Source organism: Staphylococcus roterodami (genome assembly GCA_022493055.1).
GTDB lineage: Bacteria > Bacillota > Bacilli > Staphylococcales > Staphylococcaceae > Staphylococcus > Staphylococcus singaporensis.
The window spans coordinates 2,749,229-2,774,898 of record CP092781.1; the positions used below are offsets into that span (position 1 = coordinate 2,749,229).

The window sequence follows — 25,670 nt, forward strand, 5'->3', positions numbered from 1 at the left end:
TAAATTATTAACGATTACAAAATACTGCTAAACATACATAGTAAGCGATTACAATAACTTATATAACCACTTTAAATATATTGTATGGGATAAACATTTTTTCTTATATTAAGCGATTAAACACGATGCAATATTTCTTACTAATCAAATTAAAAAGACTAGAATGTACTGTTAATGTAGCATCCTAGTCTTTATGATAAATTTATATATTATTTGCTTGTTTTATAAGGTGTATGTCCAACAGTTACTTCCACCACTCTGTTGTGGTCAACTACAAACCATATACCTAATGATTTTTTATTTGGTTGGTAGTAAAAAATTCCACTATTAGGATCTTGGTTATTATTATCTTTTTTCAATGACTTACCATAAGCTTTTTGAATATCTTTTAAAGATATATCATTTTTGACGATGAATTGTAACTGCCCTGCTTCATTACCATTTGCTGAGACCTCTTTAAAAGTTTGATCATATTTCTCTACTTTCTTTGTTGCATTAGTCTTAGCTAATTTAATACCATTAAACTTCACGTTATCATGTTTAATTGCATTTATAAAATGTTTATCCATAATAAAATTCGCATTATGTCCAATATAACCGTTATACGTATAGTATGGTGTAGTTGCTGCCTGTGCCTCATGATTCACTACTGTTTCATTTCCTACGACAGTTGCTCCAATCAATGTACCAAAAGCTAATGTTGTTGCAAGACAAATTTTAGTTGCTTTATTCATATTATCTCTCTTTTCCATAAAAATTTTGCATTCGCTTTACTTTAATTATAACTTGCTTGTTAAATAAAATACTATTAATTATATTTAAAAATACATAACAGTTTTGTTATACTTATTTGAAGCATATCAAAATTGCTAAAAATATTAATGTCGTTTACTTTGTCACTTTAAAATGTACAACGATAACAAATTATCATTAACATGTTTTTTAAATTTCTTGAATTAACAGTTCACATTAAAACGGAGGCGTTATATTTGAAAAAGTTTCTTATATCAATCGTAATTATCATATTAATTGCAGCATTAGGATTCGCCATTTATACAGCAATAAATCATTCGACCTCATCTCATAAAAATGACGACCAAGATAATAAAACAACACATCAAAAAAAAGACTCTGAATCAACAAATCAAAATAATGAAAATACAGGAAAATCAAACACAAATCAAAATAATAATAATGCTGATAATCAACAGCCTACACAGCCAAATGGACAAAATAATCAAACCGTACCTTCAAATACTGTACCTGCCCACCCTAACAAGTCATCATCAAATAACAATGACTCACACGGTGGCAGTAATCAATCAACAACGAATGGGCAAAATAATAAACAACAAAGTACACCTAATAAATCAAACAATACCAATCAGTCTTCTAAGCAGTCACCTGAAATACAGTCTTCTAAAAATTAAATGCTGAAGAATTTCTTTTTTGAAATTCTCTATGTTGGGGCCCCTGACCATATTTAAAAAAATTGTTACATGTTGTGTATTTTCGCTCTGTCAACTTCTATCTTTATAATATTGTTAATCCTAGGATATTGATTTATGTCTTAGGATTATTTTGTTTATCAATGGACTTCGTTCTATCCTTCGTATTCTAATGCCTTCACGATTAAATTTTTGCAAAATGACATGATTTATATTTATGAGTTCAAATTTATTAGAATTTTTTATATGACGCTTATCACCCACATAAAATAAAAAATCTAAATCCGCAATCTTTCATTCTTTTCTTTAATCTTATGTAAAAGTTCGAATTAATGTCATTGACGGATATGTGTTGTCTCATGTTTAATGAAATTAATGCCTATTTATAAGCGCTTACATAATCACTACTAGAAAAGAGGTGCTACGAGAAAAATGTTAGATAGACATATGCAAATAATTCAACTTTTCATTAAAAACCCGGCGAAAACTTTGAGCTCTGATGAAATTTCTGAGTATATTAATGTTTCAAATAGAACCGTTCGAAATGATATCCATGTAATCAACAGTAATTTTATGGATAATATCATCATAAGTATTAAATCTAAAGGTTATTTACTAAATACAACCCATTATACTTTAGATGTCATTAATGCACGCTATAACCACATTCAGTCTTATAAAGAAAAAATTATGCTGTCTATGGCGTATCAATTACTTATGCACGATAGAACACATACGATTCAGCAACTTGAACAAGACTACCTTCTGTCTAAAACTGTACTTAATGACTATTTCGTAAGAATACAGCAATGGTGTCAAAAATTTAATATAGATTTAGTCATTAAGAAAAAGCAAGGTATTCTTGTCAATGGGAGCAACAACGATATAACAAATGCCATTATCCATTTAAATCAATTATCAACTGGACATGGACACGTTGAAGATTTAATTTTAGGTGAATTACCTGAAGCGCATCAACGTATGATTGCACATATCATTCAAGAAACACTTGAACAATTTGACATTGAAACCTCAGAAATTCAGATCAGACAGCTGTTAATCCACCTTATTTTAATTATTAAGCGTAACCAACAATTAAATGAAATAGACACTCTAAATCATGAATCAACATTAATCGCGCAATCTTGTATTAAACAAATCAATGTTCGATTAGGTTATAACTTAAGTTCGCAAATAACAAATATGTTTTCATTCTTCATTGGTTACCATTTTAATAAACTTGATTTAGGTATCGAACGTATTTTTATACAAAGTTATATCGATCGTTTAATTGAACTTATGCAAAAAAGGATCCATGTACCCTTTAGCGAGGATACGATATTACAACAAAATTTATACAATCACTTTAGCAAAGCATATTTACGCATTACACAAAACATTTATTTAAATAATCCTTTAGTTACTGAAATTAAGAAACTTTATCCTTATGTATTTAATATGCTTTTTGAAGCAATTAATAAATTAAACATTAATACCGATATTGAAATGAACGAAGACGAAATTGCCTTTTTAACAATTCATTTTCAAGCAGCAATCGAACGTCGCACTAAAGCTAAATTGAATGCTGTAATTATTTGTTACTATGGTTTAGGTGTTTCAAATTTTTTAGAAACTAAAATTAATAACTTAACAGACGAATTAACTGTAATTAATACGATTAAATTAGAAAACATATCAAACAATCATTTCGAAAATGTTGACTTATTAATTACAACTCACGCTATTCCAAGCCATACATTAAACACATTACCTAAACATATTACAACCATTAAAGTTTCTCCATTATTTTCTGAAGATGATCATCATAAAATCATGCATTTTGTTAAACAAAAGCAAAATCCAATTCAGTCACAAGATTATATGGCTACTGTCAATTTCCTTGTAGTGAATACGACTCAATCACTGCAAGATACAATACAAATTTTCGAGGAAGCGCACAAAATATTACAAGCACATCATGCTATCACAGATGGTTATATCGAGACCGCTTTAGAACGTGAAAAATCCTCATCAACATATATTGGGAATTATATGGCCATACCTCATGGAGACCCCGAAAAAGTATTACAATCGCATGTCCTTATTTTTCGCACAAAAGATGTCTTCCCTTGGCGACAACATGACGTTAAGCTTATCTTTTTCTTAGCGATTTCGCCAAAAGACAATAACTTTACCAAACAAATGATGCAATTAATTGCTAGTTTTGATGAAGATATTGTTAACCATTTATGTAGTTTGGATGATTTCGAGTTAAAACAGCAAATATTACAATACATGCGAGAATAATTGCCACTAGTAACGGCAATTATTCTTTTTTAAAATTCAAAGAATGCGCTTACAATAAAAAATAAGGAGATGATTTTATGAAAATTGTAGCTATTACCTCATGTCCAAATGGCATTGCACATACATATATGGCTCAAGAAAAACTTGAGCAAGCTGCTAAAGAATTGGGCGTGAATATTAAAGTAGAAACACAAGGTGGTGTTGGTGCTGAAAATATTTTAACCAGTAAAGACATCGAAGAAGCAGACGGTGTCATTATTGCAGCTGATAAACAAGTTGACTTATCTAGATTTGTTGGTAAACGTTTAATTAATGAAAATGTTCGCGAAGGAATTCATAATCCTCAAAAATTGATTCAACGTATCATTAATCAAGATGCCACTATTTATCAATCAAAAACCAATGATGATAATGATAGAGCAACCTACAGTGGTAAGTCTAAAAGCGGTATGCAAATGTTCTACCAGCATTTAATGAACGGCGTATCATTTATGGTTCCATTTATCGTTGTTGGCGGTCTCTTAATAGCCATTGCACTTACACTTGGCGGTCAAACAACTTCTAAAGGATTGGTCATTCCTGATGATTCATTTTGGAAATCTATTGAAAATATCGGTAGTTTAGCATTTAAATTTATGGTACCAATACTAGCTGGATATATCGCTGTAAGTATTGCTGATAAACCTGGTCTCGTACCTGGTATGATTGGTGGCGCTATTGCTGCAGATGGTAGCTTTTACGGTAGCGATGCAGGTGCTGGTTTTTTAGGTGGAATTGTCGCTGGTTTCTTAGCTGGATATATTGCAAAATGGATCAAAAATATTAAGGTCCCAAAAGCGATGGCACCAATTATGCCTATTATCATAATTCCAATTATTTCTTCAGTCATCGTCGGATTAATTTTCATTTTTCTTATTGGTGCTCCAATTTCGAATATTTTCGAAGCACTAACAACTTGGTTAAAAGGTATGCAGGGCGCTAATATTATTATACTTGCCTTAATAATAGGTGCGATGATTGCTTTTGATATGGGTGGCCCGGTGAATAAAGTGGCATTCTTATTTGGCTCGGCACTCATTGCAGAAGGTAATTATGCCGTTATGGGTATGGTTGCGGTTTCTGTTTGTACACCTCCTATCGGTCTTGGATTAGCAACATTTGTTCAAAAATATAAATTTAATCATTCTGAAAGAGAAATGGGTAAAGCATCTTTCACAATGGGGCTTTTCGGTATAACTGAAGGTGCCATTCCTTTTGCGGCTCAAGACCCTTTACGTATCATTCCTGCCAATATGATAGGCGCTATGATTGCATCAGTTATTGCTGCACTTGGTGGCGTAGGAGATAGAGTTGCACATGGGGGTCCAATCGTTGCAGTATTAGGTGGTATTGACCATATATTATGGTTTGCCTTAGCAGTTATCATAGGTAGTCTTGTCACAATGTTTACTGTGTTATTATTAAAGCGTAATACCCCTGTTGTAGCAGTTGATGAACCGTCACAGCATACACAACTGCATGATACTGATGTACTCTCAAGTGAGAATCATCAAGATCCTTCTGAAAATACAACATCTCATTTACATCATGATGCTACATCACATCTATTTGATGAGCATACTATTGTTATGACTGACCAAGAAATGTCTAGGGACGACGCAATCGATATGTTAATCCATCAACTTAAAGTATGTCGTTATGTTGAGCATACTTCACATTTAAAAAATGCGGTTTTAGAGCGTGAAATGGAATCCACGACAGCTATTGGTATGAATGTAGCAATCCCTCATGCCAAATCGGATGTAGTCAAACAACCTATAGTAGCTGTAATGAAAAATAGTCATGGTGTCCAATGGGAAAGTCTAGATGGCAGTCTACCAGAATTAATATTTTTAATAGCAGTGCCAAATAATAGTCAAGATACACATTTGAAAATTCTTCAACGATTATCTAGAGCGCTGATGAATGATACGACACGCCAGTCACTCATTGAAGCAAACAGCACTACTGAAATTTATAATTTATTAATGAAAATATAGAGGAGTTATAACTATGGCTTTATTTTTACAACCCGTGTTTAAAGACAGAATTTGGGGTGGTCATGCGTTAAAATCTTTTAACTATGATATTCCTAATAACACTACTGGTGAATGCTGGGCAATCTCTGCTCATCCAAATGGGCCTAACACAATAATGAATGGTCCTTATCAAGGCATGTCCCTTGATCAACTTTGGATGCAACATCGTGAATTGTTCAACAACGATTCACGAGACAGCTTTCCATTGTTAACTAAAGTGTTAGATGCTAATGATAAATTATCGGTACAAGTTCATCCTGACGATGATTATGCTTTAAAACATGAAGGTGAACTCGGTAAAACAGAATGCTGGTATATTTTAGATGCAGTTCCTGACGCTGAGATTATATACGGTATTCAGGCACAAACTAAAGGTGAGCTAATTGAGATGATTGACAACCATGAATTCGATCGTCTTTTTAAACGAATTCCTGTCAAACCCGGTGACTTTTATTATGTCCCTGCAGGTACCGTTCATGCTATCGGTTCAGGTATTTTAATATTAGAAACACAACAATCATCTGATACAACATATCGCATTTACGACTATGACCGACGTGATCAAAATGGGCAGTTGCGTGACTTACATTTGGAACAAAGTAAAGATGTCATTCAATTAGACAATCATAATCCAAATACTACACCAATAACGACTAAAATCGAGACACATACCGTAACACGTTTTGTAGATAACAACTTTTTTGCGGTTTATAAATGGGACATTCACGGTCAATTAAACTTCACTAAACCATATCCGTATTGTTTAGTTACAATTATTGAAGGTAATGGAACATTAACTATAGACCAAACTCATTTTGATATTCAAAAAGGTACCAGCTTTATTTTAACAACTGAAGATACAAATATTCATTTGAACGGTGAAATGAGTGCCATTATTAGCCATCCAAGCTAACGTCATTATTATATTGGATTTACTATGTTTATAAATAATCAAACATTGTCTATTCCTTTTAATATAAATTAATCCACACATTAAGGTGAAATAACCCTAACGTGTGGATTTTATATTTTATTCTGTTACGTTACTTTGATCGACTTTTTCTGATACGCGTTTCATCATTGGATCTGTTACAGGTTTTAAAATTAACCCTACAACGAAGAAACCTATACCAAATAACGTTAAAATAATTAATTTTGTAATTAATATTTCTGGAACAATGCCTCCTACCGTCTCACGTAAAGAATCAATCGCATACGTAAATGGTAGATATGGTGAAATATTTTGGAAAAATTGTGGTGTTGTTTGAATTGGGAATGTTCCACCGCCACCTGCAATTTGTAATACGAGTAATACGATTGCAATAGCCTTACCTGGGTTACCAAGTAATGATACGCACGTATATACGATTGAGTTGAAAATAATTGAACAGAAAATCGTTATTAGTACAAATAATACAGGTGATTCAACCCCCGCTTTTAGAATAAACAAGTCTCCAACTGAAACAATTAGTGCTTGAATCATACCAAGCATGATGAAGAATCCTGCTTTACCTAAAAATATTTGGCGTGTAGTTAAGACTGGCTCTAAACTCTTATGTTTATTATCAACTGTTAATAAACTTACCATTAAGAGTGCACCAACCCATACTGACAAGGCAGTATAAAATGGCGTCATACCAGAACCATAATCCTTAACTGGGAAAACATCAACAGTCTTCTTATTAATTGGGTTTGCAATAATGCCCGCTTGCTTTTTCAAATCATTTTTAAGCGTGTCGATTAACTTATCAACCGCATCTTCTTTGTCTAACTTTTTGAAAATTTTATTCGCTTTTTTCAAATCTTTTTCAACATCAGGCAATTTATTTTGTGCAAAATCAGCTAAATCTGATAACGCCTTTTTAGCTTGAGGTTGATTTTTATTTAATAATCCCACGGCTTGGTCATAGCCATTCAATAAGGTTGGCAAATTCTTATTTACACTTGCAGTTGCATTTGTTAATCGTTGTTCCAACTGTGGTAAATCATTACGTACAAAATTAGCCGCTTTTGCTACATCACTTTTCACAGTTGGGAAATTCGCTTGTGCTGCTTTAATCGCATTGGTGTATTGTTGTTCAATACTCGGCAATACAGATTGTAACTGATCAACACGCTTTTTACCGCTTTTTAAAATAGACTGTCCACTAGTAATAACTTGGTCAATTGTATTTAATTTAGCTTGTACATTTGATAAAGCAGTTTGTCCTTTATTTAATTCATCCATGATACGTTTAGATAATGAAACCAAAGTATTATTAAGATCCTTTTTAATATAGTCTCTTAATGACGACAACGATGAGTCTAGTTTTGATAAATTATCTAATACTTTTGTCGCTTCTGCTGTACCTGAACTACCATTTTTTAGAGCATTACTCAACTGATTAACCAATCTTAACTCTGCATTAACTTGATTATTAGTTTTATTAACCTTTTCAATTTCTTTTGAAAGATCAACATTTTCATTCTTCTCTAATTCTTTTAATATATCGATAAATTGCTGATTATATTGCGTAGTGTACTCTAAACGAGACTTTACATTATCAAGCGACTCTTTAAACTCGGATGGATTGTTAGAAGCTAAAATACCATATGCAATATTTCGCAATGATTGCGTATCTTTTTGAGCCGCTTTAGCTTGTGTATCTAAGTTATTTGATAACGATAATAGCGATTCTGTTAATGCCGCATCCATCGATTTAATGTCTTTATCAGTAATACTTGGTGAGTTCTCGCTAGCTGTACTCACTTGTGTTGTTTTTATATCTGCTACACTTTGCCCATCCTTTTTCACGTTAGTACTTTGTGGCGCAGTCGCAACAGGCGTATTATTGCCATTTGGCGTCGTATTTGCTGTAGCATTGTTACTCGATGCATTATTGTTATTAGGTGTTGTTTCTGTTTGATTACTAATTGCAGGCGCACCATTTAATGTCGCATTATTAGCTGCATTGTTTTGAGGTAACTGCTGTTGATTTCTGCGATTTAAATCTTGTGCGCGTCGAATAGCTTCTTGATAATCACCAACTCTACCTCTTACTTGTGTGACAAAGCCTTTCGCATCATTTAACTGTCCATTGGCTTGATCAATACCTTGACTTGCAATATCCAACCCTTGATTAATTTTAGGGAACTGAGCTGGTACATCGTTAGCAGCAAAGTTTAATGCTTTTTCAATTTTCGGCATATAGCTATTTAACGCTAAAATTAATTTGGCTTTTTCATTAAGTTGCGGAATAGCCGAATTGACTTCGTTTAATTTTTTCTGAGCATCTAAAATGTCACCTTTATACTTACCTATATCTCTAAAGTCATTAGCATATTTATCTAAGTCAGTTTGATGATTATTTAAATACACGATTTTACTCGCAAAATCATTTATTTTAGGTAATGCTTTATCTGCAGAATATACAGCATTTTTTATTTTATTAATCGTCGGTACATTTTCTTCAATTGTTAATCCAGCTTTATTCGCTTCTTCTAATAATGCACGTGTTACCGTTTTATTAAATTGCTCATTTGCTTTTTCAACAACAACTGACGATCCAGTGTCAGTTAATTTTGATGCAACCGCATTAATCTTTTGATTCACTTTAAATTCAACGTCTGCTTTTTGAGGTTGTTTTCGTAAGGTTCCCGTAATTTCATGTGTGAATTTAGATGGGATATAAATACCTGCAAAATATTTCCCCATTTTTATCTCATGGTCAGCTTTTTCTCTACTAACAAACTGCCAATCAAAACTTTTGTTTTTCTTGAGGGAATTAACCATTGTATTACCAACGTTGACTTTCTTCCCCCTGATTGTGTCGCCTTTATCTTCATTAACAACTGCGACTTTTATGTGTCCGGTATTACCATATGGATCCCACATTGCCCATAAGTTAAACCACGCGTAAAATGATGGTAAAATAGCTAGTCCTGCTAAGATAATCCACACTGCTGGTGTTTTAGCTACTTTTTTCAGATCCATTCTAAATAATTTAAATGCGTTCTTCATTGTCACACTCCTAAATAGGAATTATTCATATTTTTTATATATTTTTTGTAAATTAATTTATTTTTGCGTTGTGAATTAGTATAATCAGTTTATTGGGAGATATATTGTTGATTGATACCTATCAACTACTTTCAGCATACGATAAATTATAACAAATCATAATTTATTATCACACTTAATTATCATATTTTTCAAGGGAGAATGCGTAATATGCCTAAAAATAAAGTTTTAATATATTTGCTATCAACTACGCTCGTATTACCTACTTTAGTTTCCCCTACCGCTTATGCTGACACACCAAAAAATGATACTACAGCTAAGACAACGACAACTCATGATTCGAAAAAATCTAATGATGTTGAAACTTCAAAGGATTCTACAAGTAAAAATACTGATGCTGATAAAGCCGAAGCAAAACAATCTGACAATAATAACACAAGCAAACACGACACTAGTGATTCAAAAGATAAGAAATTAGAGGATAGTAATTCAAATTCAGATAACATCATAGATTTTATTTATAAAAATTTGCCTCAATCGAACTTTAATCAATTATTTAATAAAAACAAATATGATGACAATTTTTCATTAACGACTTTAATCCAAAATTTATTCAATTTGAAGTCGGATGTTTCTGACTATGAACAACCTCGTAATAATGAAAGTACATCTGATGATTCAAATAAAAACAGTGATAGCTCAGCTAAAAATGAACCTGCCTCTAAATCTTCAAAACAAGATAAAGTGGACAGTAAAAAAGCCACTACAACGAATGATGGAAAGCAAGGTACATCAAATAAGCAAGCAGATTCACAAAAGTCAAATCAATCGAATGACAAGCCGACTAACGACAATAATGCGAATCAGAAATCTTCATCAACAAATGATCAATCTATGTCAGATTCGGCATTAGACTCTATTTTAGATCAGTACAGTGAAGATGCTAAAAAAACTCAAAAGGATTATGCATCACAATCAAAAAAAGAAAAAGATGCAAAACCTAAAACGTCTAATCCACAGTTACCATCGAAAGATGATTTGAAGCATAAATCTAAACCAGCACAATCATTTAACAAAGACGTTAATAAAAATGATACACGTGCAACGTCTTTATTTGAAACGGATCCAAATGCATCTAATAACAGTGACACAGGTCAATTTAATGTTGTTGACTCTAAAGACACACGTAAATTTGTAAAATCAATCGCCGAAGACGCACACCGTATAGGTCAAGATAATGATATCTATGCGTCTGTGATGATTGCCCAAGCAATCTTAGAATCTGATTCAGGTCGCAGTGCTTTAGCTAAATCACCAAATCATAACTTATTTGGTATTAAAGGTGCTTTTGAAGGTAACTCAGTTTCATTTAATACATTAGAAGCTGATGGAAACCAATTATATAGTATTAATGCTGGATTTAGAAAATATCCAAGTACTAAAGAATCGCTAAAAGATTACTCTAACCTTATTAAAAAAGGTATTGATGGAAATGCAGATATCTATAAACCAACTTGGAAATCAGAAGCTGATTCATATAAAGATGCCACAGCACACCTATCAAAAACATATGCAACAGATCCAAATTATGCTAAAAAATTAAACAGCATTATTAAACACTATCAATTGGCTAAGTTTGACGACGAACGTATGCCTGATTTAGATAAGTATGAACGTTCTATTAATGATGATGATAGTTCATCAGATGAATTCAAACCATTCCGCGAAGTGTCTGACAGCATGCCATATCCACATGGTCAATGTACATGGTATGTATATAACCGTATGAAACAATTCGGTTCATCTATCTCAGGAGATTTAGGAGATGCACATAATTGGAATAACCGTGCTGAATATCGTGATTATCAAGTAAGCCATACGCCTAAACGTCATTCTGCTGTAGTATTCGAAGCAGGACAATTTGGTGCAGATCAACAATACGGTCATGTTGCGTTCGTTGAGAAAGTTAACAGTGATGGTTCTATCGTTATTTCAGAATCAAATGTTAAAGGCTTAGGAATCATATCTTATCGAACAATTAACGCAGAAGCAGCCGAAGAGTTGTCATATATTACTGGTAAATAATTATCTTATGATAATAAATGTTCTACTATTCTAACTGAACACAAAAAATTTAACCCGAGACATTCTATCTTGATATGCTCCCTTCAAAGTCTACTTGACTAGGTGCAGTTCAATTTCAATGTTCTCGGGTTATTTTTATAACATTTTTAATTCAAATGTATCTGGAAACATACACTTAATAGCGTATCCATCCTAAGCATCATAGAAATATTAAATACTTCTAACATACTACTATTATATTTTAAATAAATATTGTGTAATTATGACAAACTACTTTTCCATGATTCTACAGATTCAATATCGCATGAGCGCGTTAAAATTTGCTCTATTATGAAATCATGTTTATCATCTGATCTATCACCAACAGCATCTTCTAAAATGGTAATGTAGTAATCTTTATCTACACTTTCCAATGCCGTACTTAAAACTGCGCCACTCGTAGACACACCTGTTAGTACTAGATGATTAATGTCGTTTGCGCGCAAAAAGACTTCTAGATAACTACCTGTAAAGGCACTGAAACGTCGTTTTGAAATAATAGGTTCATCTTCCAATGGTTCCAATGCTTCAAGAATTCGTGTTGACGCATCTGTTTCAGTAATTGCATAACCTTGTGCTTTAATCGTTGAAAATACTTTATTACTCGATGAGACGTCATTAAAATTTTTATCTAATACTAAACGTATGAAAATAACAGGTATTCGGTGTTGTCGTGCTGCTTCAATCGCTCGTTGATTCGCTTTAATAATATTATTAATTCTAGGTACACTACTTGCTATACCTTCTTGCATATCCAAAACTAATAACGCGGTTTTTCGAGACATCTTCATTCTCCTTTACTTATGTAATTCCAAGGCGATAATTTCATTATAACTTTAAAATGACGGACAATCTAATCTTTGCAACTTGCATACTTTTAATAATAAATTAAGAGGGAATCAAGACACCCACAACTCAAATAGTTATGTGCATGCTGCTCCCCCCAATATGATTATGCTTTACATTTTACTTTCTTGCGTCGTGACATCCAAATCATTAACAAACCGAATGCTCCAACAACTACAGCTATCTGTACCCAATGTTGTTTTAATGTTTCCCCTGCTTTAGGTAACGATACATTACCATCATCGTTTAATAAACCACTCAATAAACCATTCCCTTTACCTAGTGTTAAAGTTTTTTCAGGTTTAGGTGTTGGTATGTCTGGAATACTATCTAATAAATTTGACCCTTGATTCAAAAGTCTTGATAATTTATCCAAGTCCGATGATTTACCACTTTTGTTCAATCGATCTAATAGACTCGGACGGTTTAAAATTGGTGAAAAAATATAATCTAAATCTTTTTTAGCTTGATTAAGTCGTTTTTGTAAATTCAATAAGTCATCAGCTTTACCCGCTAATGCTGATTTAACCAATTTTAATATTTTATTTTGATCTGTTTCCATTTTAGTAATTAAATCGGCCAATAATTTTGCCTTTTGTTGTTCGATACGTGTTGCTAAAATTGTTTCAATAGCTCGTTTTTTATCTTTTGCATTATTCAATATCGCTTTTAGAATATCATCTGAAGACGTATCTCCAGTTGATGCAAAATACTTTTTCAATTGTTCAATAATTTGTTGATTTGATAATCCTTTATTTATCCATTCCTTAGCCAATTTATCGGCTTCTGTCTTACCTAATTTAGTTTGCAATATTTGAGATAACAAAGCCTTTTTATCTTTAGATTGTTCAACCATGGTTGTTAATATGTCATCACTTGTTGTCAATGATAATCGATCAATGTTACGAGTAATTTGATCAGCAATTTGTTGGTCTGTCTGACCTTTCAATTGTATCGTTTTCAATATTTTGTCAGCTTCGTCTTTATTAAATACATTTTCTAAAATCGTTTTCGTCGCAGCCTTTTTATCCTTAGTCTGTGCAAGTTGATCTAAAATTATACTACGCTGATTTTTAATACGCTCTTTTGTCTTATCTACTTCGTTCAGTAAATCAGCTTTTTGACTTTTAGAAAGTGACGTATCTGCAATACGTTGATCTAATGATTTTAAAGCTTTCAATTTATTAAATGTATAGTGCTTTGTTTGTGTGTCACCCTTAGCCAAACGTTCAATCATGGCATGATTTATTTTGTCACTTCCTTGCAATTTGTCCGTGAGCCGATTATCATGACTTTGATTTTCTTCACTAGAAATGACTTCATTTAAAATTCCCTGACTAGTGTTACCTTTATTTAAATCAGGATGATTAATTGTTGCAGTCATTGATGCGTCTTTTGATTTGTCTGATTCATGGTTATTCACTTTATGAGTTTTTTGATTAAAATGATTCAAATCTGCCAATGCTTGATCTACCATAGCTTCATCATTAGTATGGTTAGATTCTTTACCGTTATTTGAAATGAATGTTGACGCATCATTCTTTAATACATCGTGTTTTGATGCAGCATTTAGTTGACCCTTATCAACCTTTGAAGACAATTCATTCAAATCTGTTAACAATTGATCCAAGTTCTTATCTAAATCACGTTGTTTATCTGTTTCAATGCTTACACCTTTTTGCGACTTACCCTCTACATCTTTGGCACGCTTTAAAATATCATCTATTTGTGATGCCGATTTTGCCTGATTTAATTGTTCTTTATAATTTTCTTTCGTCTCAGCCGACAACTGAGTTAACTGTTGAATCTGATGTTTTGCTTGTTCAAGTTTATCTAATAAATCTTGTTTAGCTAATCTGTCATTTGTAGAAACTGTATCATTTTCCGTTGCAGCTTCTGCAAAATAGGGTATGGTATTCGTCAGCATAATGCTACTCACCATTATTGCTGAGCAAGACAATTTCACATAAAATCGAAATGGTTTTCCTCGATATATAGCCATCAACTTACTCCTCTCTCACTTATTCCCTTAAAAGAATTACATATCATTATATACCAATTTATAAGAAATTTACACATATCTATTCATCAATTAATATGTAAGCGATGTTAGTTCTATTATTTAAAATGCCTGTGCATCAAATACAATATAAAATGGGCTACATTGGGTTATTTATGCGCCCATTCCTTCGTCATATTCTAGGTAACAACTTTATACTCTATTTATCTAGTGCTTGTTTAAAAATGCTTTCAAATTGCTCAAGTGTAACTTCATGTGCTTGCGCTTTTTGAGTCATCAATGCATTGTGAAAATCTTGATGGTGTTTCAACTTTTCTAACATTTTAATTAACTTATCATTGGCAATTTCACCATCGCCTATATGTTCAAATAAATGCTCTGATGGTGTTACCTTAGTATTGTGTGCTGTTTGCTGATACCCTAGAATTAACAACTCATGGTCAAATGCTCGTTGAACTGCATTCAATATTTCATTACTTTCATTAATATCAAGATATATATCACATAATTGATAAAGTTCATTAACCATAGCCATATTAATTGAAGGATATAGATAAACATTTGCATATTGATCATAATGCATTAACTTTGGAGACATCTCAGTAATAGCAGCAATATGAAACTTAAACTCTGGCAATGTTTCAACTAATGACCTGATGTTACGAAGTTGATCTGAATTTGTTAATATTAATATTTCTTTAGCATAACGAGTACGACTTTGGTAATTATATAAATAGCCACCTTTAAAAACACGCGATTTAACTTTATTATCTGCTACACTCATAATTGTTTCATATTCTTCTTTATCTGGAATAATAATGTTACAATCCCGCTTCATATCGCCTCTACACATCAATTGCATATTTCCTGGGACATTACCTCGACACTCTTCTTGCCATACTAAAACATCACGACCATAATTCGGCAAATTATATATCACTGAAAATGGTAATGCTAATGAATTAATGACAAAATGATGACCCGCAACATTTAACTGTTTTATAAAAAACAATGCAAATGAGAGTTTTGATGGGAAAAAGTAAGACTTTCCTTGCCAGTCTAATATGACATCAGACGTAACAAAGTTTTCATAAATCACTTCTTTACCATCAGCTGTCATATATTTTTTCAAAATAGCCTTATGGTTTATATCAAAAATTGTTTGGGCAAATTTAACGCCATGCTTAGAGTAATGGTCAACAAATCGTACGCGCTGTTGTTCATCGTACCATTCTACACGATGAACAATTCTAGGTTTTTCAGCACTTTGATAAAATATTTTACCTCGAACACGCCCCATATCTGTAATCACAGCTGAATTATTATTACCTTTAATTTCCCAAAACGTAGGTACATTTATCTGATTAAAAAATCGTGGTGTCGTATTTTCAAAATTTTGAGTCCCCGCAAAAAATCGATATGGTGTAATAATCTCATCTGGTAAAAAGCCATTGTCATTCAATACAATTGTTAAATCATCTTCCAATGTGCTTGCTATAAAAGATTGATAAAGTTTACGTGAATTGTCATTAAAATGATCGAATAATTTAATCATTTAGCACCTCTCGAATTAATCTTTCCCATTTTAAAATAATATCTTGAGTCATAAATTGCTGTGCCACCTCATAAGATATTTCATGCGGCTTATTAGGACCATTTTTAAAATACTTTACAATAGCATCCGCCAGTTTTGCTACCACATTATCCACACTGTCATTATTGGAATTATACGGTACTAAGTAACCATTTTCCCCATCTCTAATAAATGTGGGATTACCATAATTAACATTCAATCCAATCATTCCTAGACCAGATCCTACCGCCTCCATTAAAGTAAGTCCAAATCCTTCACTTGTTGAAGCTGAAAGGAACAGTTCATAATTTGCATAAATTTTTTCTAAGTTCACATGACCTAGTATTCGAATGTAACTTTCTGCATGATGCGTATCAATAATTTGACGAAGACGTGTTTTCTCACTACCTTCCCCATAAATATCAAATGTCAATTCAGGCACTTCTCGCTTTGCTACAATAACCGCTTTAACAAGCCAATCAATATGTTTCTCACTTGCTAAACGAGACGCACTAATCATCGCATATGGTTTTCTTGCTGCACTAGGATAAGTTAAATTATCGATACTTCCCACAGGAATCGTATACACACGAGGATGATAGCCTTCATATTGATCAAATTGACGACACAACAAGTGATTTTGAATATCTGTAGCTGTAATAAAAAAGTCGATATACTTGGCTTTTGAAAATTGGTACTCATAATAATTATTCCATAGTATATGCTGCTCACTTATCATGTTATTGCTATAATGATCCGCATGAATTACAACACCAACTTTACTCTCTCCTTTATGTTGCATGACTGCTTGACCAATGTTTGATGCTCTATCAAGTATAACGATATCATTGCGTGTTAAATTCAAATGCTGTAAGAAGTATGCGATAAATTCATCTTTGTTATATAAAATAGCATCTTCAAAAACATATACGCGGTTATCGCCATCAATATATTCGTTATAAGCTATAGATCCATCTTCATTATAAAATTGACGCATATATAGTTTCGCTTTATTTTCAGCAGGCGCATAATACTCAGAAAATACTCGGGTATAATTATAAAAATCTTTACGTACAAGCATACTATTAATAACAAATTCTGCACGATCAACAATATCTTTTTGTTCATTCTGCAAATAACATGTAACAAAGGATGCATTTCCATTAAAATACAAACGTACTGTTTTACCTTTGCGTTCTCTGCGACTAGTCTCGTGTCCAAAATCGTTTTCAATATCGTCTATTGTATATGTCGTAGGCGCAATTGGAATATCACTAAAAAACTGATACAACCATATCACTTCATGATCTTTAAAACCGATGTTATGTGTTAATGTTTGTATATTTTCAGATTGTATAAAATCTAAAAATATGAATTTCGTTTGCTCATTCGTATGCCTCAATAATTTTGCACGATAAGCTTGTGCATATTCAACGCCACTACTTGCCCATCCTATACCGAAGTTTATATTATATATCGTCATGCGCATCCCCTTTTCATTTATGGAAAATGTATAACCGGCATACCTTCTTTATCAAATGTAATCATACTTTGACAAATATTTTTTACCATTCGTTTTTTTATATTTCGTGTCATTACTTCAAATGAATCTAACGCTACACGGTGATACTCAAATATCGCATTACGTTGACCATTTTGTCGTTGATTAACACTTGCTTTTAATTGTTGTAAATAATCAACTTGCTCCAACCAACATGAATCAATTGCTTTTAAAAATACCTTTTGTACGAAAATATTATAATAGTATGTACTTTGCATATTGTTACGATTCAAAGCCACCTGCGTCTGAAATTGTTCCAATAAAAACGTTACGACTGCTTCCTTATCTTTAAAATTAACATAAGACATATCTTTGTTAAATTGGAAACTTAAATTTTGATAAATATAATCGACCACTTTTTCTTTAGTTAAAGTCTTCTCTTCATATACAAACATGTCAAACACTTCTTTAGCTAGCTTAATAAAATCTCTATTTTCCGCATCATTAATAGCTAAAATCCGATTACGTTCTTCATATACAATATCTCGTTGAATGCTTATACTTTTTTCAAATTCATTTGCCATCTCTCGTGCTTTAACACCTTGCTCTTCTGAAACACGCTGTGCTTTAACTACAATTTGCTTCACTTTTCGATTAAATAAGCGACTTTGTGATAATTGCTGTGGTTCCAATGCATACAATTTATTGTTTTCTGCTAACTGACTATCACTCCATCTTTTAACTAAATAATCATCTAAAGAAATATAAATGCATGATGATCCTGGATCCCCTTGTCTGCCAGAGCGACCTCGCAACTGTCTATCTACACGGCTATTTTCCATATGCTCATGAATGATAACAGCTAGTCCACCTAAAGCTTCTACACCTTCACCAAGTTTAATGTCTGTACCTCTTCCAGCCATACTTGTTGCCACAGTCACTGCACCAATTTGTCCTGCTTCAGCAATCATTTGCGCTTCTTTTGCTACATTTTGAGCAATTAATAAGTTATTCGGAATATCCATTTGGAAAAATACTCTTGAAAAGTATTCTGCAGCTTCTGCAGTTCTCGTTATGAGTAAAACAGGTCTCCCTGTCTCATGTAATTCAATGATATGACTGATCATGGCGTCATTTTTTTCATCAACAGAGCGAAATACCTTATCTGGTTCATCGATGCGTCGAATAGGTTTGTCAGTCGGCACTTGTACAACAATTTTAGAGTATAAATCAAAAAATTCTGATTCCCCTAATTTACCTGTTGCTGTCATACCAGAAAATGACTCAAAAAGTTTAAATAAATTTTGAAAAGTAATCGTTGCCATGACACTTTTATCGGTAGAAGTTGTCATGCCTTCCTTTGCTTCAATCGCTTGATGAAGCCCAGCTTGTAATTTAGTACCCGGCAACATGCGCCCTGTAATACGGTCAATCAAAATAATGTCACCATTATAAACAAAATAATCGACATTAGACTCAAATAAATATTGTGCACGTAAAGCAAGATTAATATTGCGTACTAAAGCCATTGCCCTTTCACTATATAAATCCTCAACATTAAAATACGACTGCGCCGCTTCAATCCCATGGTCTAAGAGCCAAATTTCTTTTTTATTTTTCTTCATTTTAAAATGTTCATCTTCAGCTAATGTATCTACAAATTCTTTAACAATGTGAAATAAATTCGATTGAACTCTCGGTGCACCGGAAATAACTAATGGTGTTTGCGCAGCATCTAAAATAATCGAATCAACTTCATCAATAATACCGTAATTCAACTGTGGCAAAAATTTGCCTTCCGTACTATCTGCCAAATTGTCGATTAAATAGTCAAATCCGAGGCGTCCATTCGTTGTATATATAATGTCATGTTCATATATATTACGTTTTTCCCCTTTTTGATACTCATAATCCACAATATCAACGAAACCTAACGAAGCTGTTAGACCTAACCATTCATATAGAGGCTTCATTTCTTCAAAATCACGTTTTGCTAAATAATCATTTGTAGTAATTAAATATGTACCTTTTCCGGAAAGAGCATTTAAATATAAGGGCATTGTTGCCGTTAGTGTTTTACCTTCTCCTGTTTGCATCTCTGCAATGTTACCTTCGTGTAAAACAATTGCGCCAATCAGCTGCACTTCCTTTGGGTACATACCTAACACTCTTCTACTTGCTTCACGAGCCACCGCGTATGCTTCAGGTAATAATGTATCTAATGTATCTACACCTGATGCCAAACGTTCTTTAAATTCTATCGTTTTTTGCCTTAGCGCTTCATCAGAATATAACTTCATTTCATTACTCCATGCATTGATGCGCTTTACTATTTTTTGAATCGAATTTAGTCTTAATGCATTTATCGTAACATCTAATTTATGTTTCATGAGCTTCCCCACCATTCAGTTTCGATACATCTAAATATGTTAAAAATCGCACTGGATTCATTAAACGTGACATATAACTCAAATGCACATCATCAGCTTCTTTAAAATAAACCAACTCATTAACGTCATTTGATTCATTATTTCCTAGGACATGATTATTAAGCCATGTTTTCATATCTTCATCTTCATGACTCGTCCGATACAACTTACATTGCAATTTTTTTGATAAGTTTGTCGCAAAAACATTCGACTTTGGTCCATGACTAATAATATTTATTGTCTTATATTCATTGTGATTACGAAGTTCGTGATACAACTGTTTAATATTCATTTCAATCTCATTATCCATCCAATAGTCAACGACCCACACGTAATCAAATGCTTTCAAAAAATCATTTGTTACTGTTGGATACGTATCCGACGGTTCTGTAATAATGACATTCAGTATTTCATTGTCCCCTTGTACATTTCTTATCTTTTTAATCTGCATACCTTTATTTTCCAAATCAGCTTGATGCGTGATTTCCGTGATTGTTAAACTTCTAAAAGTAAGTGCTGTAGACGCGGCATTCATCATTTTAATTTTATACGCATAGGCTTCTTCAGGATATTGCATCGTAATCTCTCTTGACTTAACAATTTCAGTACTTAATTTCGTTCCATTTTTATTATAGAAAATGATAATAAAATATACAGAATGACTAGGTGTTGCATCAAAGTCGAAGTGTATGTGATAACGTTGGCCTCTACGTAATATTGGCAAGCTTGGCGCACTTTTATATTTCGAAAATTGCTTTAACATCAACCACTCATGAATAGGTAGCCCTGAAGGCATTAAAGGGTTAACGAAAGTCACTTCACCATTAGAGAATGACACTTTTGAACCATACATAAATGTTGTTTGTGAAATGTAATTCCATGTCACCTTAAATGTTTTATTTTTTAACATATTGACCTCTCCCAAACTTATCTTCCAAAATAATGTTATAAAAATTAACAAACCAATTTGCAATCGTCGGAGAATCATCATTATGTCTCCCTGGTATACTACGACTCATCACTCGTGCTTGGTGTTCTGTTAATATAGGCAATAAATCTTGAAAAGCATGTGGATCATAGTCATCATGTTGCATATATGCTATCGCAAATATAGTGTTTGACAATGATTTCTCTTGAAATGTTTGCCAGAATTTTTGATTTAACGCTTGAATAGACGCCCGTGAAGTGTCTCCTTCATTAGATACTAAAACGTCTAGCGCTGTACCAAATTCTTCCGGTCTCAGTAACCGCATGTGATCTGCAATTGTTCCAATATTAACTAGTGGTTTCCCGACTATAATTGCTTGCGGATCTAACTGGGCGCCATAGTACAAAGCACCAAATGAACCCATAGACAACCCGGATAATATCAGTTCATGTGAATTAAAGTTGAGTTTTTCTAAAGTTTGTTTAATGACATTTACAATACCTTTTTCATATTTAGGCGATCCAATATAAAAACTACCGCCTTCAATTCTAGGGTCACCAATAAGTAAAAAAGGCGCACCCATACGTTTCATCATGTAGTATCCTTCGAAACCTTCTGCTGTACGATAGCCACTAAAATATACATTTAATGGTGGCTTCATATCACCCGGATGGAAATAATATATAAATTCTTGTCTTTGATCATCGACAAAGCGTTCTCCACCTAATAAAAACTCGCCCATATCTAACCTAGACCACCGTTTATGTATAGGTCCTAAATTCACCGTTCCACTTCCACGAGCTTTAACGGTCACACTTATATATGCATCAAATGGTTTCGACGGTATCTCTAAAGGAATGTCTAATTCATCATTATTCAACACAATTTGTTCAACTAAACTTCCAGCTGCACCTGTTTGGATCAACCTAAACGTATATTGCAGCTCAACACTGCCTTCAATATCAAATTCCGGCCATATTTGAATCACTTTTTCTTTATCATAAACGAGGTTATTTTGCCATGAGGCGATAGGTTTCAACGCATCTCCAAAATTCCCCGATAATGTAAGTGCAGAATTGCCCTGATAGACAATATCTCCTTTAAAGTTCGGGTGCACAAGCGCAAGTTTAGGAGAAATCTTATCTCCATACTGCCCCGAAAAGCAGACCGCTTCTAATTTATTATTTCGATCTTGAATATCGTAATAATGTAATGGTTGTATAAAGAACTTTTTAACTATTTGATCTTGTTCAAAATTATGTGTCCAAAATGCTTCGTCAACATACGTGTTGTATGGTTCACTTATCATTTGTAACATCTGCATTAATGCCTTCGAGTATGGTGCTTGAATATAAATAAAATCAAAATGCCCTTCAGATTCAACAATCGCCTCAATTGCTTCTACATAACCACTATCAAACTCAAACAGTCCAACATCAAAGTAGTCCCAACTTACACCTTTTTTATTTTGGAAAATAGACTCTAAATCGTCTCCACCAATTTGTAATACTTTAAATTTACGTGGCATCTTTTTCACCTTCTATTAATTCATCGAGCTGACGAATAATATTGTTAGATGCATATGCATCTATTAATTTTAAAGAATAGGCATAAGCATAGTTCCAATTTTTCAAGTAACCTAAATAATAATTTAACGCTTCACTTAGTTGGTGAGACGTTTCAATGATACGCCCGTTATCATAGTCAGAAACATAATCCGTTGATTGACTATTAATTTGTGGAATTGCAGCACTAATCGCACTGATTTGTAAATATAAATCTGGTTCTTCAGACATATCGATAATTATTCGTAATGTACGCATTGCTTCAACGACATCATGTTCAGCAAATATCGTCTTAATGGTAATGACATCGTCCTGATCTTCAGTTGTCATTAATGCAGAAACATTCACATCTTCTTCTTTTTTAGCATGATGTGCCTCATTCACTGATGCCATACACGTACGTAACCATTGCGGTATATTATTTTGATGCCGTGTAAGTAAAATTAAACGGTATTGATCTTCACGCTCAATATAATCAACGAGACATTCCATTAATTGTTTTAAGTTAGCCTCAGTCATACCATCTATCCAAACGCCAATAAATGTTTCCATTAATTGACTGCTAATGTTAGGCGATTGTCTTGTTTCAAAAGGAGTAATTCGAATCATGTTATCCTGTCGAGCAAGTTTTTGTTGATGTTGGAATAATGCACGTTCTAGTTGCAAGCTATCAACAATAAAATGAGCACCTTTCACGATTGACTGATACTCGTCAGAAGACACCGTTTCATTTCTATTTTTAAAAAATGAATAGCTAAGTGCTTGTGCTGGAATATTCTTAGCAATGAACTGATTATGTCTAGTGTCTGAAGCTACAATTACATGATCATCTGAGTGAATCGTTCTCGTGATCATCTCTTGAAATTTCTCTTCAATTATTTCAGCCATACTGTTATATTGTGTCTGGTGATAATCATGTTGATACCTTTCTGAAACAGAGACTCGTCCACCTTTTAAATCTTCACAAAGTACACAATCACCATCTATCGTTAAATATTCTTGATATGTGGCCTCTCCATCTTTATCAAAATAACGTATTGCCGACAAATAACCCCTATCATCAAATATATAACGTCGCTGTAATTGTCCATTTTCAAATTCCTCAAACCAAATCGAATACCCTTCCTGACTAAAATAAATATTTGTAAAGGTTTGATCACTCGTTACACATTTAAGTAAGTACGGTGTGTAAACAAATTCCACATCATCGGGCCATTTTAGGTGATGATAATTAATTGCTTGTGGTGCATGATGACTAAATCCTTGAATTTCATCGAATACTGACCCATACTTTGTCTCATATAAATCGTACCGGTGTAAAAATGTTCTTAAATTCGGTGCATGGTTTAAAACGATAAGATGATAGTCTAATTCATTTTCCAAGTGCATGCCCATCAAACTAATCATGTCATCAAACTCTGTCTTTTTTTGCATTTGATAATACGGTACTGTTGTATCTTGCCACCATTGTTGGTCATCATACCAAGCTGGGATGAAATATTTCATAATTACCTCCTTACCAATATTGATTCAAAAACGACTTATATTTATCAAAATATAAATAGGTACGAATTGTTTCTGCAATATTAATGCTGATATAAATTAATACAATCAGTTGCACTGCAAAATAAATTTCTGTAGATAAATGTGGTACAAGTAACGTGCAATAAAGTGGTATACCGATAATAACTGTAACTAATGCAGAACCAAACCAGCACATGCGTCGAGCATTACGGTTTAAATAACGTTCAGTATCTTTACCAGGCTTTACTGTTAAGAAATAATTTCCACTTTTCAAAAAATCTTTTGCTTTTTGTTTAGTATTTATTAAAAATCTTGATAAAAAGTACCCTAACATTAACTGGATGATTAAATAAATCGAAATACCGATTGCGCTATCAAATGTCAGCATCTGTAGATCATCAGATATATCATCATTAAATATAGATAAGATAAAATGTATGCCACTTTTTAAGAAAACAAATACTGAAATACTCATCATTAAAGTAATACTACCTGCAGGATTTACTTTCCAAGACAAGTACGATTTCATATTTGTTGCTGACACATTCATTAAATCAATGTAAGGTAATCTAACTTCAACTAATTCAATAAATAATAAAATAATTAATGTGATGATCACGAGAATTAATAATAATGTGATGATTAAATGGCCTGCATCGATATGTTCAAACCTTTGATGCATCATTGATTTAATAATACTAACCATCACAATAGGCATCGGACCTGCAATGCCATAGCGACTATTTTTATCAGCTAGCCAAACAAGTAACATCGTTCCGGTAATCAAAATTAATATCATCAAATAAATGTTTTCATGATGTACACGATCTTTCATAACGTATTCATGGATTACAAAATAACTTTGAATCACACTTAAAATTAAAGTTAAAATGCGTTCCTTATAATGTTTCTCTAAACGAGTTTGTTTCATATACTTATCCATGTTTCTATATGAAATAAGCATCAATATAATCATTGATGTTAGCCATGGTCCTAAACCGAGCGTGAAAATATTCAATGTATTAACGTCGCCACCCATATTAGAAATTGCTATCTTAAAAAACGACTCATGTTTTACCTGCATATCGCCATATGAAACAATCGAAATATTTGTGCCTAAAATATATATAAACAAGATAAAACATGTGTAAAGCATACGTTTGTATACAATTTTATATTCATATTGTTGTAAAAGTTTTATCATGTTACACCTCTTCAATTTCAAAGCATTAAAAAGACTAAGGATTCATCACTAATAATTGAAAATCCTATATCGATTTTTCTAGTGATTGGTGCCTCAGTCTTTTTAATTTTGTTATCTATACGC

The 25,670-nt window shown here is 32.9% G+C and carries 16 protein-coding genes; 5 read left to right on the forward strand and 11 right to left on the reverse strand.

Translation table 11 applies throughout. The annotated features are described in order from the left end of the window. Positions 1-209: 209 nt before the first annotated feature. Positions 210-734: a hypothetical protein gene (locus ML436_13450; GenBank protein UMT78106.1), complete on the reverse strand. Its 525-nt coding sequence runs from the start codon at positions 732-734 to the stop codon at positions 210-212. 255 nt (positions 735-989) lie between these two features. On the opposite strand from ML436_13450, the gene ML436_13455 reads away from it, so the two are divergent. From ML436_13455 to manA, 4 genes are all read left to right on the forward strand, one after another. Continuing rightward, positions 990-1,430 carry a hypothetical protein gene (locus ML436_13455; GenBank protein UMT78107.1) on the forward strand — a complete coding sequence of 147 codons (441 nt, stop codon included), beginning with the start codon at positions 990-992 and terminating at the stop codon, positions 1,428-1,430. A 450-nt stretch (positions 1,431-1,880) separates the two neighbouring features. Further along, the gene (locus ML436_13460; protein UMT78108.1) at positions 1,881-3,755 is read left to right on the forward strand and encodes a BglG family transcription antiterminator; all 1,875 of its coding nucleotides are present in this window, start codon (positions 1,881-1,883) and stop codon (positions 3,753-3,755) included. 77 nt (positions 3,756-3,832) lie between these two features. Next, complete coding sequence (locus ML436_13465) at positions 3,833-5,794, forward strand: PTS fructose transporter subunit IIABC (protein ID UMT78109.1); 1,962 nt, start codon at positions 3,833-3,835, stop codon at positions 5,792-5,794. A gap of 13 nt (positions 5,795-5,807) precedes the next feature. Beyond that, on the forward strand, positions 5,808-6,746 hold the full coding sequence (gene manA / locus ML436_13470; GenBank protein ID UMT78110.1) for a mannose-6-phosphate isomerase, class I: 939 nt from the start codon (positions 5,808-5,810) through the stop codon (positions 6,744-6,746). Positions 6,747-6,863: 117 nt separating this feature from the next. On the opposite strand, the gene ML436_13475 is transcribed toward manA, so the two are convergent. After that, positions 6,864-9,833, reverse strand: coding sequence for a YhgE/Pip domain-containing protein (locus ML436_13475; GenBank protein ID UMT78111.1), 2,970 nt, complete (start codon positions 9,831-9,833; stop codon positions 6,864-6,866). 210 nt (positions 9,834-10,043) lie between these two features. Here ML436_13475 and ML436_13480 point away from each other — a divergent pair, with 210 nt between their 5' ends. Further along, positions 10,044-11,918, forward strand: a complete 1,875-nt coding sequence (locus ML436_13480; protein UMT78112.1) for an amidase domain-containing protein — start codon at positions 10,044-10,046, stop codon at positions 11,916-11,918. A gap of 260 nt (positions 11,919-12,178) precedes the next feature. Here the strand turns inward: ML436_13480 and ML436_13485 are convergent, their stop codons facing one another. The 9 genes from ML436_13485 to secY2 form a co-directional block, all read right to left on the reverse strand. After that, on the reverse strand, positions 12,179-12,742 hold the full coding sequence (locus ML436_13485) for a cysteine hydrolase (GenBank protein ID UMT78113.1): 564 nt from the start codon (positions 12,740-12,742) through the stop codon (positions 12,179-12,181). A 167-nt stretch (positions 12,743-12,909) separates the two neighbouring features. Further along, on the reverse strand, positions 12,910-14,805 hold the full coding sequence (locus ML436_13490; GenBank protein ID UMT78114.1) for an adhesin: 1,896 nt from the start codon (positions 14,803-14,805) through the stop codon (positions 12,910-12,912). A 217-nt stretch (positions 14,806-15,022) separates the two neighbouring features. Next, positions 15,023-16,378 (reverse strand): accessory Sec system glycosylation chaperone GtfB, encoded by a 1,356-nt coding sequence (gene gtfB / locus ML436_13495; protein UMT78115.1) that lies wholly within the window; start codon positions 16,376-16,378, stop codon positions 15,023-15,025. Beyond that, complete coding sequence (gtfA, locus tag ML436_13500) at positions 16,371-17,879, reverse strand: accessory Sec system glycosyltransferase GtfA (GenBank protein ID UMT78116.1); 1,509 nt, start codon at positions 17,877-17,879, stop codon at positions 16,371-16,373. The genes gtfB and gtfA overlap by 8 nt, the downstream gene beginning before the upstream one ends. A gap of 17 nt (positions 17,880-17,896) precedes the next feature. Then, positions 17,897-20,287 (reverse strand): accessory Sec system translocase SecA2, encoded by a 2,391-nt coding sequence (gene secA2, locus ML436_13505; GenBank protein UMT78117.1) that lies wholly within the window; start codon positions 20,285-20,287, stop codon positions 17,897-17,899. After that, a complete protein-coding gene (gene asp3, locus ML436_13510) occupies positions 20,277-21,236 on the reverse strand; it encodes an accessory Sec system protein Asp3 (GenBank protein UMT78118.1) in 960 nt (319 codons plus the stop codon). Before asp3 ends, secA2 begins: the two co-directional genes overlap by 11 nt. Next, positions 21,223-22,782, reverse strand: a complete 1,560-nt coding sequence (asp2, locus tag ML436_13515) for an accessory Sec system protein Asp2 (GenBank protein UMT78119.1) — start codon at positions 22,780-22,782, stop codon at positions 21,223-21,225. Before asp2 ends, asp3 begins: the two co-directional genes overlap by 14 nt. After that, positions 22,772-24,325 carry an accessory Sec system protein Asp1 gene (asp1, locus tag ML436_13520; protein ID UMT78120.1) on the reverse strand — a complete coding sequence of 518 codons (1,554 nt, stop codon included), beginning with the start codon at positions 24,323-24,325 and terminating at the stop codon, positions 22,772-22,774. The genes asp2 and asp1 overlap by 11 nt, the downstream gene beginning before the upstream one ends. Positions 24,326-24,335: 10 nt before the next feature. After that, the gene (gene secY2, locus ML436_13525; GenBank protein UMT78121.1) at positions 24,336-25,547 is read right to left on the reverse strand and encodes an accessory Sec system protein translocase subunit SecY2; all 1,212 of its coding nucleotides are present in this window, start codon (positions 25,545-25,547) and stop codon (positions 24,336-24,338) included. Between the last annotated feature and the right edge of the window lie 123 nt (positions 25,548-25,670).